The organism is Psychrobacter sp. CLB018, assembly GCF_041222815.1.
Lineage (GTDB): Bacteria > Pseudomonadota > Gammaproteobacteria > Pseudomonadales > Moraxellaceae > Psychrobacter > Psychrobacter faecalis.
The window spans coordinates 656,849-670,027 of sequence record NZ_CP166085.1 but is presented as its reverse complement, the minus strand read 5'-3'; the positions used below and the strand labels follow the sequence as shown (position 1 = coordinate 670,027).

The 13,179-nt window shown below is 41.3% G+C and carries 12 protein-coding genes; 2 read left to right on the top strand and 10 right to left on the bottom strand.

Annotated features, from left to right (window positions below):
* Positions 1–102: 102 nt before the first annotated feature.
* The 7 genes from AB8P72_RS03010 to AB8P72_RS02980 form a co-directional block, all read right to left on the bottom strand.
* A complete protein-coding gene (locus tag AB8P72_RS03010; protein ID WP_198328480.1) occupies positions 103–852 on the bottom strand; it encodes an electron transfer flavoprotein subunit beta/FixA family protein in 750 nt (249 codons plus the stop codon).
* Between the two features lie 507 nt (positions 853–1,359).
* On the bottom strand, positions 1,360–1,935 hold the full coding sequence (locus AB8P72_RS03005; protein ID WP_369957948.1) for a DUF421 domain-containing protein: 576 nt from the start codon (positions 1,933–1,935) through the stop codon (positions 1,360–1,362).
* A gap of 293 nt (positions 1,936–2,228) precedes the next feature.
* Positions 2,229–2,441, bottom strand: coding sequence for a cold-shock protein (locus tag AB8P72_RS03000; RefSeq protein WP_068408416.1), 213 nt, complete (start codon positions 2,439–2,441; stop codon positions 2,229–2,231).
* A 367-nt stretch (positions 2,442–2,808) separates the two neighbouring features.
* A complete protein-coding gene (locus AB8P72_RS02995; protein ID WP_068408418.1) occupies positions 2,809–3,234 on the bottom strand; it encodes a hypothetical protein in 426 nt (141 codons plus the stop codon).
* Between the two features lie 297 nt (positions 3,235–3,531).
* On the bottom strand, positions 3,532–4,548 hold the full coding sequence (ilvC, locus tag AB8P72_RS02990; RefSeq protein WP_068408420.1) for a ketol-acid reductoisomerase: 1,017 nt from the start codon (positions 4,546–4,548) through the stop codon (positions 3,532–3,534).
* A 134-nt stretch (positions 4,549–4,682) separates the two neighbouring features.
* On the bottom strand, positions 4,683–5,180 hold the full coding sequence (gene ilvN / locus AB8P72_RS02985; protein ID WP_068408422.1) for an acetolactate synthase small subunit: 498 nt from the start codon (positions 5,178–5,180) through the stop codon (positions 4,683–4,685).
* On the bottom strand, positions 5,180–7,012 hold the full coding sequence (locus AB8P72_RS02980; protein ID WP_286797184.1) for an acetolactate synthase 3 large subunit: 1,833 nt from the start codon (positions 7,010–7,012) through the stop codon (positions 5,180–5,182). The genes ilvN and AB8P72_RS02980 overlap by 1 nt, the downstream gene beginning before the upstream one ends.
* An 841-nt stretch (positions 7,013–7,853) precedes the next feature.
* Here AB8P72_RS02980 and AB8P72_RS02975 point away from each other — a divergent pair.
* Positions 7,854–8,363, top strand: a complete 510-nt coding sequence (locus AB8P72_RS02975) for a DUF4124 domain-containing protein (RefSeq protein WP_223808605.1) — start codon at positions 7,854–7,856, stop codon at positions 8,361–8,363.
* A 78-nt stretch (positions 8,364–8,441) separates the two neighbouring features.
* Here AB8P72_RS02975 and AB8P72_RS02970 read toward each other — a convergent pair whose 3' ends face one another.
* Positions 8,442–10,223 carry an NAD(P)H-hydrate dehydratase gene (locus AB8P72_RS02970; RefSeq protein WP_369957947.1) on the bottom strand — a complete coding sequence of 594 codons (1,782 nt, stop codon included), beginning with the start codon at positions 10,221–10,223 and terminating at the stop codon, positions 8,442–8,444.
* 194 nt (positions 10,224–10,417) lie between these two features.
* Between AB8P72_RS02970 and queG the strand changes: the two genes are divergently transcribed.
* Positions 10,418–11,674: a tRNA epoxyqueuosine(34) reductase QueG gene (queG, locus tag AB8P72_RS02965; protein WP_369957946.1), complete on the top strand. Its 1,257-nt coding sequence runs from the start codon at positions 10,418–10,420 to the stop codon at positions 11,672–11,674.
* Between the two features lie 119 nt (positions 11,675–11,793).
* Here queG and lysM read toward each other — a convergent pair whose 3' ends face one another.
* Both lysM and acpP read right to left on the bottom strand, forming a co-directional pair.
* A complete protein-coding gene (gene lysM / locus AB8P72_RS02960; RefSeq protein WP_200662392.1) occupies positions 11,794–12,303 on the bottom strand; it encodes a peptidoglycan-binding protein LysM in 510 nt (169 codons plus the stop codon).
* Positions 12,304–12,710: 407 nt separating this feature from the next.
* Positions 12,711–12,947, bottom strand: a complete 237-nt coding sequence (acpP, locus tag AB8P72_RS02955) for an acyl carrier protein (RefSeq protein WP_068034635.1) — start codon at positions 12,945–12,947, stop codon at positions 12,711–12,713.
* Positions 12,948–13,179: the final 232 nt, after the last annotated feature.

Sequence of the window (13,179 nt, the reverse complement as noted above, 5' to 3'; positions counted from 1 at the left end):
TGTGTACAAAACGATTTATCAAATCAGCTTAAATATGAAACCTTTTAGATAACATCATTTTGCACAAGATATGCCGTAGCAAAATATTAAAAGACTCACGCCTTAGATAACTTTTGCTTCATTTTTTAGCTTATCGACCAACTCGTCAACTGAACCTACCTTGATACCAGCTTTACGCTCAGAAGGTGGCACGACTTTGATAATTTCTTGCTTAGAAGTCATATCGACACCGAAATCAGCAGGCGTTTTTTCATCAAGTGGTTTTTTCTTCGCTTTCATGATGTTAGGCAATTTTGCATAACGTGGCTCATTTAAGCGTAAGTCAGTGGTGATAACCGCTGGTAGCTCAAGTGCTAGGGTTTGCAGACCACCGTCGATTTCACGCGTGACGTTGACTTTGCTGCCTTCAACTTTTACTTCTGACGCAAAAGTACCCTGACCGATACCCATCAATGCTGCTAACATCTGACCGGTTTGGTTGTTGTCGTCATCGATGGCTTGTTTGCCCAATAAGATAATATCCGTAGACTCAGTTTCAGCGATATTCTTAAGGATTTTAGCAACTTGTAATGGATAAGGTTTTTCGTCAGATATGACCAAAATCCCACGGTCAGCACCCAAGGCTAAAGCTGCACGAATTTGCTCTTGTGATTCTTTTGGACCGATTGAGGCGACGATGACTTCATCAATCACGCCCGCTTCTTTTAGACGAACGGCTTCTTCAACAGCAATTTCATCAAAAGGGTTGATTGACATTTTAGTGTTAGATAAATCTACGCCCGAATTATCAGCTTTTACACGAACTTTTACGTTGTAATCAATGACACGCTTGACCGCTACTAATGCTTTCATACGTTCCTCGTTTATTAATGTTATGAATTAAAAGTTACCAATTAAGAACCAAAGGTTCATTTTTTTCAAACTATGGTGCAAATTGTCGTTCAAAATACTACTAAAGGTTTTTACCACATTAGCATAGATTTAAACATAAATATGTATAAGCCGCTCACCCAAGATATCGCGGCATCATATTTATTATTCGCTAGTCGTGATTTATTATCGGTATTTACTCATCTAAGTATTTACCAATAACAAAAGTATACCAGTAAACGATTAAATCCTGCTAAAGCTAAGCCAACCGTTATTATCAGACCCGTCTATCTTGCGTGAGCTCAGGACTAAGGTCAAGACAACGCCGTGAATAATGCGTCATAAATTTGTCACCATTGTTGCAAAAACTGTCTATAAGAGCCTAAATAGAGAGTTAATTTGCTCGAATACGCTAACTCGACCGTCCTTTATAACAGAGGCAGCTTTGTAATTATTGCCTACTTTACTATGATTTCATCTTCCGACTTTTTATTGTCTAGGCGGGTTATCAAGTTTATTGTTAGAGTTAATTAGCAAATGGCTGTCACGAATGTCGTCGAACAGCGACCAGTCAGGCGCGGTACTATCCTGCTTAATGACACTCATATCGCCAGTCGTTTCCATAATAACAGCGAATACTTCGCTTTTTGATTTCAATCCATTCCTACGCAATACTTCTTGCACGTCACTTTTGGTCAGATTGGCTTCTTTTAAATTATCGCAAAAATACTCTGCGTGCGCCATTAAGATAATTGCTTGATTATCAATGATCGATTTTAGAGGCTTAGACTTACGCCTGATGACAGAGATGGTACCTTGAATAAGAAACAATACCACAACGGCGACTAAGCCTTGTGACAAAGATGGACTGTCAGATAAGATGGTTGACGCCAGTATGCTACCGATAGCAACAGTCATGGCAAAATCATAGCTTGAAAGCTTGGAAAAACTGCGTAACCCCATCAACCGCGTAAACAAAATGAGTCCCAAGTATAATCCAAGCGCCGATAGTGAAATGCCAACTATTTGCGGCCATTCAATCGCAAACCATTTTTCCCACTGCATACACTCGCCTTTTTTATTTGGTTTTAACGTCTAAAAACTTTTTTAAACTAATCCTCTATTAAGATAACAGCATTATTGTCAACAATAAATAATCACACTTTGTCCAAACTTACAGAATTTAAGTCATTTTCTTAAAAAAATATCATAAAAAAAGCAACCTGATGAATGGTTGCTTTTTTTTAACGTCTAAACAGTATTTTTATTGTTTTAACAAACAAAGGAATCAATACTTATCGATCATCTTTATGGTATCAAGCTGGCTGATAAATCAGTTTACTCAATAACCACTAAGATTAGATAGCTTCGATTTGCTCAGCTTGTGGGCCTTTCTTGCCATCACCTAAGATGAAAGACACTTTTTGGCCTTCGGCTAGAGTTTTGAAACCGTTACCTTGGATAGCGCTGTAGTGAGCGAATACGTCTTGTCCGCCATTGTCTTGAGCGATAAAACCAAAACCTTTAGCTTCATTAAACCACTTTACAGTGCCTTCAACTTTCTCTGACATAAATTTTCCTAACTCTTTAACTGTTGGCGAGACGTGTGTCATCACCGATTAATTGATATATACTCAAGTGTTTTTTGCTAAGCGCATCGGCTTAAACCCTTGATTTATCTAGAAGATAACCTCAAGCTCTTGCCTAAAATCCTATGAGTACAAGCTGATTATAGCAGCTTTTCTAAACTGCAACAGGTTAAATTATTTTTTTTTGTAAAAAACCGCGGCCTTCTGTCAGCTTTATCATTAAATAAATATTTATTATTTAAATAATTGATTTTAATGGTTATTTTATAGTATCTAAGCTAAAAAAATTAATTTACGATACTCTTAATAGCACAACAACCAAAAATACCATCTAAACGCTAAAACATTGTTATGCAGGTAGCGGTAACCAGGGCGATAATAAAACCAGTAGACACAAGGCAAAAAATATCAAAGAAAAGGATTGGCTATAGGCGATATATTTAGCTGGCACCACCAAATCCTTCGGTGAGTCAGGTATGCCTTTGCGCTTGAGCAGACGCGTACCATATATCCAGCCGTAGATGGTATAGATGCTATAAGCGACTGGCACGGCAATGGCCAACGGCGCCAAATCAATGACGTACAACGCCAGAGTAGAGACAAAGAACCAAGCGGTATCAAGTAAAGAGCTGATGCGAAAGAACTTAGATTGCGGCAGCTTACCTTGGTTGCGCTTGAGCATCTCGCCTTCTATCCAAATCAATACTGCTACCACAGCGCTCAGAGTAATGTAGATAAATTGCGGCGTCAGCCAGTTAGGACTTGGTATTTGCACAACAGACAACCTGTAATCAAGAAAGAATAAGAATAAAAAATCAAGCGCTCAGATCATTCTTTAGCGTTTGGTTTTAGTATTTTTTTAAATAAAATAAGCAAGTCTGCTTATATGAGGCAGTAATAAAGAGTTTTCAACCACTAAAAAGTGATTACGGTGGCAACTTTCTCTAGATTATTGAATTGCTAGCCATTAAAAAACCCATGCTATCGAGTGATAACATGGGTTTTGATTTTTAGATAACTAAAATGATAGAGATTTGATTATTGCTTAATTGCTTAACCATTCACTAATAAATTAGTTTTTGTCTTTATCGATGATTTTATTGCCACCAATCCAAGGCATCATGCCGCGCAATTTCGCACCAGTCACTTCGATTTGGTGCTCAGCGTTGTTACGACGACGGGCAGTCATTGAAGGATAGTTGGTTGCGCCTTCACTGATGAACATTTTTGCGTATTCACCAGATTGGATGCGTTTTAGCGCATTACGCATCGCTTCACGTGACTGTTCGTTGATCACTTCTGGACCAGTCACGTATTCGCCGTACTCAGCGTTGTTGCTGATTGAATAGTTCATATCAGCGATACCGCCTTCATACATGAGGTCAACGATAAGCTTTAGCTCATGTAAGCACTCAAAGTAAGCCATTTCAGGAGCATAGCCGGCTTCAGTTAGGGTTTCAAAGCCCATTTTTACCAGCTCAACCGCGCCGCCACAAAGTACCGCTTGCTCACCAAATAGGTCGGTTTCGGTTTCATCTTTAAAGGTCGTTTCGATGATGCCTGAACGACCACCACCAACACCAGCAGCATAAGACAAGGCTAACTGCTTAGCTTGACCAGACGCATCTTGATAGATAGCGATTAAATCTGGGATACCGCCACCTTTGGTAAATTCTGAACGTACGGTATGACCTGGTGCCTTAGGCGCCACCATAATAACGTCAAGGTCGCTACGTGGCTCTACTTGGTTGTAATGGATCGCAAAACCATGAGCAAAAGCAAGGGTTGCACCTTCTTTGATGTTTGGCTCAATCACATCGCTATAAAGCTGTTTTTGGAACTCATCAGGGGTCAAAATCATCACGACGTCAGCCGCTTTTACCGCTTCTTCTACTTCAGCAACTTTAAGGCCCGCGTTTTCCGCTTTTTTCCATGAGCTAGAATTGGCACGTAGACCAACGGTGACATCGACGTCTGAGTCTTGTAAATTCAACGCGTGTGCATGGCCTTGTGAACCGTAACCAATAATGGCAACTTTTTTGCCTTGGATGATTGATAGATCACAGTCTTTGTCATAATAAACGTTCATAAATAGAGTCCTTTTCCTAAAACATGGCTGGCCATGGATAATAAGCGCTTCTGCTCTAACCGAAACTCTAAAGTATTGGCTAAAATGAGCGCGCTGTTGATAATAAATTAAGGTTTTTAATAACGATTATAAAATTATAAGCTTAGGGTTTTTTCGCCGCGTGCAATACCAATGACACCCGAACGCACCACTTCCATAATGCGCTCGCGACCAATCACATCGATAAAGCCGTCAAGCTTGGCTTTATCACCAACGATTTGAATGGTGTATAGGTTAGAATTGACATCAACGATTTGAGCGCGGAAAATATCAGCACTGCGTTTAATCTCTTCACGTACACCGCCCGACGCTCGTACTTTAATAAGCATGAGCTCACGCTCGACGTGCACATTGTCTGTTAGATTGAGCACTTTAACCACTTCAATCAATTTATGCAATTGCTTGGTGATTTGCTCGATTCTTTCAGGCGAGGTAATGGTAGTGACCGTCAGACGTGAGATACTTGGATCATCAGTAGGGGCGACGTTTAGCGTCTCGATGTTATAGCCGCGTTGGGAGAACAAGCCGACTAACCGCGACAACGAACCCGCTTCGTTTTCCATCAATACCGAAATCAGATGTTGTTGTTGCATTAGGTACGCTCCCCTTTTGTTAACCACATATCACGCATCGCTTGCCCAGCGACTTGCATCGGATAAACATGCTCATTACGATCGACATAAACGTCGATAAATACCAATTTATCAGTCATAGCCATAGCTTCAGCCAATTGTGCTTCCATAGTCGCAGGATCGGTAATCTTAATACCGACATGACCATAGCTTTCAGCCAATTTGACAAAGTCTGGTAGTGAGTTCATATAAGACTGCGCATGACGGCCTTCATACAGCATGTCTTGCCATTGTTTAACCATACCCAACTGTGCATTGTTTAGGTTCAAAATCTTGACTGGCAAGTTATATTGTAGGCAAGTCGATAGCTCTTGAATATTCATCTGAATAGAGCCTTCACCGGTAATACACACCACGTCACGCTCAGGATTGGCAAGTTTTGCCGCCATCGCATAAGGCAAGCCTACACCCATGGTGCCCAAACCGCCGGAGTTCAACCATTGACCAGGCTCATTATAAGTATAATAAAGCGCGGCAAACATCTGATGCTGACCGACGTCACTGGTGATAATGGCGTTACTATTGGTTACTTTATCCAAAGCCTGCACCACCGCTTGTGGCTTAATACCATTATCGGTATTAGTGTCATAACGTAGGCCATGACGCGTACGCCATTCATTAATTTGTGACCACCAATCTAACAAGGCATGCTGCTCAAGCTCTTTATCATCACCGATGATTTCTAACATATCGGTCAAGACTGCTTTAACATCGCCGACGATTGGAATATGGGCATTAATGGTTTTTGAAATGGATGCCGGATCAATATCGATATGAATAATCGTCGCATTCGGACAGAATTTTTTGACATTATTGGTCACGCGGTCATCAAAACGTGCACCGATTGCCAAGATGACATCAGCGTGATGCATACTCATATTGGCTTCATAGGTGCCATGCATCCCAAGCATACCTAAGAACTGACTATCAGAACCTGGGAAAGTACCTAACCCCATTAAGGTATTGGTAACTGGCAAGTTTAAGCGATGCGCAAGTTCCCTCAGCTCTTTACTGGCTTTACTCCAGATAACCCCGCCGCCTGCATAAATAACAGGACGCTGTGCTGATAATAAGGTTTCAACCGCTTTTTTAATTTGACCGCTATGACCTTTTAGTGAGGGCTGATATGAGCGTATAAACACGTCTTTTGGATAAGCGTAAGCAAATTTTTCACTTGGCGCTGTCATATCTTTTGGTACGTCAATAACTACCGGACCCGGGCGTCCAGACTGAGCGATATGAAAGGCTTTTTTGACAATCATAGGGATCTCGCTAGCATGGCGCACTTGGAAGCTATGCTTGACGATAGGACGTGATACACCGACCATGTCGGTTTCTTGGAAGGCGTCTTCACCGATTAGGCTACTAGGTACCTGACCTGAAATAACCACCATCGGCACAGAATCCATAAAGGCGGTCGCAATGGCTGTCACGGTATTGGTCGCACCTGGACCTGATGTCGCGAGCACCACACCTGTCTGACCGGTCACACGCGAATAAGCATCTGCCATGTGGCCAGCTGCTTGTTCATGACGCACTAAAATGTGCTCAATACTTTCTTGTTGAAACAAGGCATCATAGATATGTAGAACGGCGCCGCCTGGATAGCCAAAAATATATTTGACCCCTTCATCGGTCAATGCTTGCACCAACATCTCAGCGCCAGATAGCATCACAGGCTGCTCGCTACCCTCTGCAAGGCGTTGTTGCTTTTCTTCAAAATTTTTGGCGGCATTACCCGTTTGGGTATGTCCAGTCATATTCGGACTTTGCGTGGTTTGCGTCACTGTCATCACCTTTTTTTGTGGTAAGAATGGTCGCTCATTTATAAAAGAAAACACCGTTTTTACAAGGTTATTGGTCTTATAAAGAAGACTTGGGATTCTTATCCATATCAAGAATGTGTGCCTACTATATTCAAGTAACACTGTTATATAGAACAGCATGGCCCTCAAACACAGCAATATATGTAGGGTCAGCTTTGTGGCAGGATTTTATCGATAGACAGTGACAAGATGCGAATGCACCTATAAAAGAGGCTTATTATTTTGAGAATACCAAGTTACGACAGTGATAAATAAATAGAGGCAGGATATAAAACGACTCTCAATAATATTGACACGCTATAGGATCGCTAAATCTTATAACTTATTTAATGAGTTGTTGTTAAAACTACACATTGCGCCCTATTTTTTATTACAGCCAAATCTTACGAACCACAGTAATAATAAGTTTATCTTAGTCATTGTAGACAGATAAGTCCGCAGACAATAAATATAGCTTTGAATACGCATTAGGATAATGGCATTTTATTCCATATCATTGTCACAAAGAAAATAAAACTGAGCAAGCTACTGATAAGCAACCCGTAGTCCTTATTTTCAAGTGCCACGGCAATTTTATAAAAGCCGCTCACTGACCAATCAACTGCTATTATATTCGATGGTTTGGGCACCTTTGTCAAGAAAAACTTCTAAACCCTATGCCTAACTATTAGTTATTAAATAATGTACATTTATAAGTATTATTTGCTAAAATCAAACGCTAGTGTATTTATATTGTTATCAAGACGATTAAATATTATCCTTATCTGATAAATACGTCCGTTTCTTACCTATTAAGAGGATTGTCATTATGGCAATTGTTACCATGGCATCTGCGTTTCGTGTGAACACCGCTACCAAACTGCTTCTAAGTATCAGCACGGCGTGTATGCTCATGCTGCCAATCAATGCCAGTCATGCCATTCAGGTTTATAAATCTATCGGCGCGCATGGCGAGGTGAAGTACAGCCAACACGCCCCGCAAAACGGTAGAAATATTGAAGTGATAGAGTTTCGTAGTGACGGCAGACAAAGTAACGCCGGACAATTGGCAGGGAAAACCGAAGCCAATCAAGCGGCTCCGCAAAGTGCTGAAGAACAGCGCGTGGCTCAGCTAGAGGCGCGCATTAAAGAACAAGAAGCACAGGCGAATGCTCAGCGTTGCCAGTCATTACGCAATAATTTAACCAACCTAAATGTTGGTGGGCGTATCTACGAGATGGATGCCAATGGTAAACGTCAATATTTAGATGGCCGTGAAATTGAGCTAAAACGCGAGCGTGTACAGCAAGCCATCAATCAATATTGTAATGGTACCTAAACTCGGTCTTTATATACCTTTGAATAATACCATCACTGCTCTATTCAACGTTAGTCATTGATACTGATAACTGATGATTCAGTCAGTTATCAGGTGCATAATATGGCGGATAGCAACGGGCATATCCTGTGCTTGCAAGCCTCGTTGGCCGATCAATAATGAGCGACAATTATGAGTATGGCTAAGACTTTCTAAATTTTCTGCCTGCCCCGCTAAGCAGTCGCCTGCCAGACCGTGAAGCAGAACCGCTTGGTGCAAACTACGCGCTTCTTCGGTCAAATCCTTTTGCGCTAGCAGACCTGCAATGACGCCTGATAACACATCGCCCATGCCAGCGCTTGCCATCCCGGCATTACCGACGCCACAAACGTAAATCTGTCTTTCCTCAGCCTTTTGCTCTAGCACTAACGACCCTGCACCTTTTAGCACCCAATCGCCGCCATAGATTTTGGCGCACCGTTTTATCATGGCTAGCCTATCCTCTTCTACTTCATTGACCTCTTTATTCAACAATCTTGCCGCTTCACCACTATGCGGTGTTAGGCAAACTTGATGTTCGCTACTATACGCTTTTAGCTGTGTAACCAGTTTATACTGCTCTGCCTGCAATGTTGCCAAATGGTATAAACCATCCGCATCAATCACTATTGGTTTGCTGTTTTCTATCGCCGTTTGGATATAATTTATAAACAACGCTTTTGCTTTGTCATCACGGCCAAGTCCCATGCCGATAGCAATAACACTGGCTTCTTGGATGAGGTTTTTTACGCCATCTGTATCGTGTAAATTGATGGTCATCGCATCAGGCAATGAAGTTAATAGCGCTCCATGAAATGCTTCATGACAGGCGACGGTAATTTTACCCGCACCAGTCGCCATCGTACTTGAAGCCGAGAGGATAGCAGCACCGCCCATGCCCTGCGAGCTATCAACGCGATTACCGCCAATCACCAATACATGCCCGTAACTGCCTTTATAACTGTTTTGACGGCGTGGATTTAATGGATAAGCTGCTGTCAGTAGCTTGGCAATTGGCTTAAATTCTTTACTAGCCATTTGATAAGGTATGAGCGGAATGTCAATAACTTGTCCGCTATAATCCATACCATCGTTAGTATGCAAACCAAATTTGCGCGCAATCAAACATAATGTCGCATCAGCGTTTACAGCTACTTGGTCGAATACTTGCCCAGTAGAAGCAACCAAGCCACTGGGCACATCAACCGCAATAACCAAAGCGCCGTTGTACTGCGCAGCATCGTTAAGACTATTAATTGCCTGTTTATAAATACCATCAGGCGCGCGATCTAAACCTATACCAAATAACGCATCGACGTAGACGTCGGCTTGTAGCTGCTCACTTACGTTTTGCTTGTCATCAGAACTGATGTCTTCAAAGCGTAAATAATCACAGTTAGCAGACAGCGCTATTTGTAGAGCTTGGTTGGCATCAGATAAAGAAGCTTCTTTGTTAGATGACTGCGTTGTCTCAGCTATCGCAAAAACTTGTTTATCAAAGCCAACCGTGATGATTTGTACTTGCCAGCCTATTTGCTGCAAATAATAAGCAATCAACCAACCATCACCGCCATTATTACCCTTTCCGACCCAAATACTTACTCGAGGCGAACAATTATTGCGATTATCAGTGTTAGTAAGTGCTGAGGAATAAGAATTAAGCATTTTTTGCTCATAAAGCACCACAATATAATGTGCCATCTGCCATGCAGCCTGCTGCATTAATCCAAAACTATCATGACCTGCGCCAAACCATGCCTGCTCCATAGCATAAATCTGCTGACTACTATACAACGCTACTGGTATGGTCGTTTTTGTGGATATATCGGTTGCTACTGGCATGGTTCATCCTCGCTTATTTTTATTGGCTGGTTTTATTATTTTAATCATAAGATAATGTATGGGTGGTATCAGCTCTATCAAATTTTACGAGAGCTTACAGCTTGGTATAAATACAGATTTATTGGTTTTGCTACTTGCGCTCGTCGCTCACTGGCTTATCATACTGCTATTCACATTATCATTTATAGCGCATTATGAATACCAAAGCCCAACCTACCCACCTTCAATCAACACAGTCAGGCGCACAGACCTCAGATGCTCACAATTTAGCAGCGCAGACATCTGCGCCTAATCATGCAGAGCAAGCAAGAATTGCCGTTCATAATGCGTCAGAATTTGCTACACCGGCAGACGTCAAACAATGGATTAAAACCCAAGCGCAAGGCCTAGGATTTGCTGACTGTGGTTTTTTATCGGTGCATCATCCTTTATTTATCGAGCAAACAGAACATCTAAAGCAATGGCTGGCAAAAGGGTATGAGGGGCAATTGCAGTTTATGCATCATAACCATCATCTGCGGGCCCAACCTGAGCAATTGGTAGAAGGCGCGAAAACCATCATCAGCGTGCGCATGGATTATTTAACCCAAACTCCCACGCCGCGCGCAGTCACTGATAACGCTTATCCCAATCAAGGTATCATCGCCCGTTATGCTAGGGGGCGTGATTATCATAAGACCATGCGCAGTCGCTTAAAGCAATTGGCATTAAAAATTGAAGCCATGCTACCTGAATGGCAGCATCTTAATATTGGCTCAGAGCAGGATTTTATTTTTCGCCCCTTTAGCGATTCTGCGCCTATCTTTGAGCGTCCTATTGCCGATGCGTCCGGTCTTGGCTGGACGGGCAAACATACCCTGCTCATAAACAAGCAAGCTGGCTCGTTTTTTGTATTAGGCGAGCTATTTATGAGTCTTGAGCTGCCTGATGACGAACCGGTCAAGGAGCATTGCGGCAGTTGTAGCGCCTGTATTGACGTCTGCCCTACGCAAGCAATTATTGCGCCCTATGAGCTTAAAGCCTCTGCTTGTATCTCTTACCTTACCATCGAACACGACGGCATTATTGACAGCAAATATCGCCGTGCCATCGGTAATCGCATCTTTGGCTGTGATGACTGTCAGCTTATTTGTCCGTGGAATCGCTATGCCAATATCACCCCAGTAGAAGATTTTTCCCCAAGGCATAATCTTGATAACAGCAGTTTACTTGAGCTATGGCAATGGCAAGAAGCGGAGTTTATGAAAAAAACCGAAGGCAGTCCGCTTAGACGCACCGGTTACGTGAATTTTTTACGCAATATCGCCATTGGTCTTGGCAATGCAGATGGTAGTACGGAAATAATTACTCAGCTGCAAGCAAAATTAGGCGTTCATAATGCCATGCTAGACGATCATATCCATTGGGCAATTAAAGAACAACAGGAAAAATTAGAAAATTTAAAACCGTAAATGCTATGGAAAATAAAGACCAAAAAAAATGCCTCTAATGTTAGGAAGAGGCATTTTTATTAGCAGTTAACTTTAAACATTTATGTTTAAATGCTTAGCTTTAAGCACTCAATAGTTTATTACGGCTTAGGAATACGTAGTACTTGACCTGGATAAATCTTGTCTGGATCAGAGAGCATTGGCTTATTGGCTTCAAATATCTTCATATAATCACCCGTTGAACCATACACTTCTTTGGCAATCTTAGATAAGCTATCGCCAGATTTCACTGTGTACATGGTAGATTCAGGCGCATCTTCTTCAATATCGATATTATCAATAACTTTAGCGACGTTTTGCACGTTACCGATAGCGATAATGGCTTTTTCGCGATCCGCTTGGGTTTTGGCCTTACCACTGATTTCTGCGGTATCTGTAGAACCATTATATTTTACTTTTAGATTACTGATATTCAGATTTTGCTGCTGAATACGGCGTAGTAAAAGGTTGGCAACTGACTGAGCAGAAGGCTCTGTGCTTTGAACTGGGGTATTAGCATCCGCTTTGGTTTCCACTTTAGCGTCATGCTTGGCATCGTCACGGTTAAAAATCTTTTCACCGATGTCTTTTGCAAAACTAAACATACCCATAAAATTGCTCCTTAAAATATTGTTATCTATTATTTATCATTATTGTTTTAATAGGCAATGTATTTAACGTTTGTCACTCTAGCATCACCTATATCTGGATAAAACTTTTATCTCTAAACAGTGATTAAGGTTTCATCAATGTAAGAAATATCACCTTATTACTGCTTACCATTCTTAGTATAGACAAAGGTAAATACCGTCTCTAGTAATAGTATGTTGAGTAATGTTGATTTGGCGTAGCTTATGTAACTTTATCATTAATAGCTACCGTTCAAATATGGCAGTGAATTGAGCAAATATAAGTAGTAAAACAGAGAGTTAATCACTACCTCTAAAAAATAGTGTTAAAAAAACCGCTTATCAATAAAGATAAACGGTCATAGCACACTTACTAAGCAAAAGATTATTTACAGTTGCGCTTGTACGTAATCAATGGCTTTTTGAACAGTCGTTAATTCTGCTGAATCTTCATCAGGAATAGTGATGCCAAAATCGCTTTCGAATGACATAACCAATTCAACTAGGTCTAATGAATCAGCGCCTAAGTCTTCCATGAATGAAGCATCATTGTTGATGTCTTCAACGTTCATACCTAATTGTTCGGCTACCGCAGATTTAACTCTTAGTTCGGTATCATTACTCATGTAGATTTCTCCTTTTTGATCTATTATTTCGACAAATTACCACAGTCTTATGATAAAGCGCTATGGCAGTATATATAAAATGGGCTGGTCAAATTATCACGGCTGTCTGGTAGACAGATAACCAATTATACGTTTTGACTAATGTCTGCTAAAACCTAGCTATCATACAGGGCTTTGACAAAAAAGTATCCGCTATTATAGCACCCTTTATTATAGTTTACACTCGTTCACA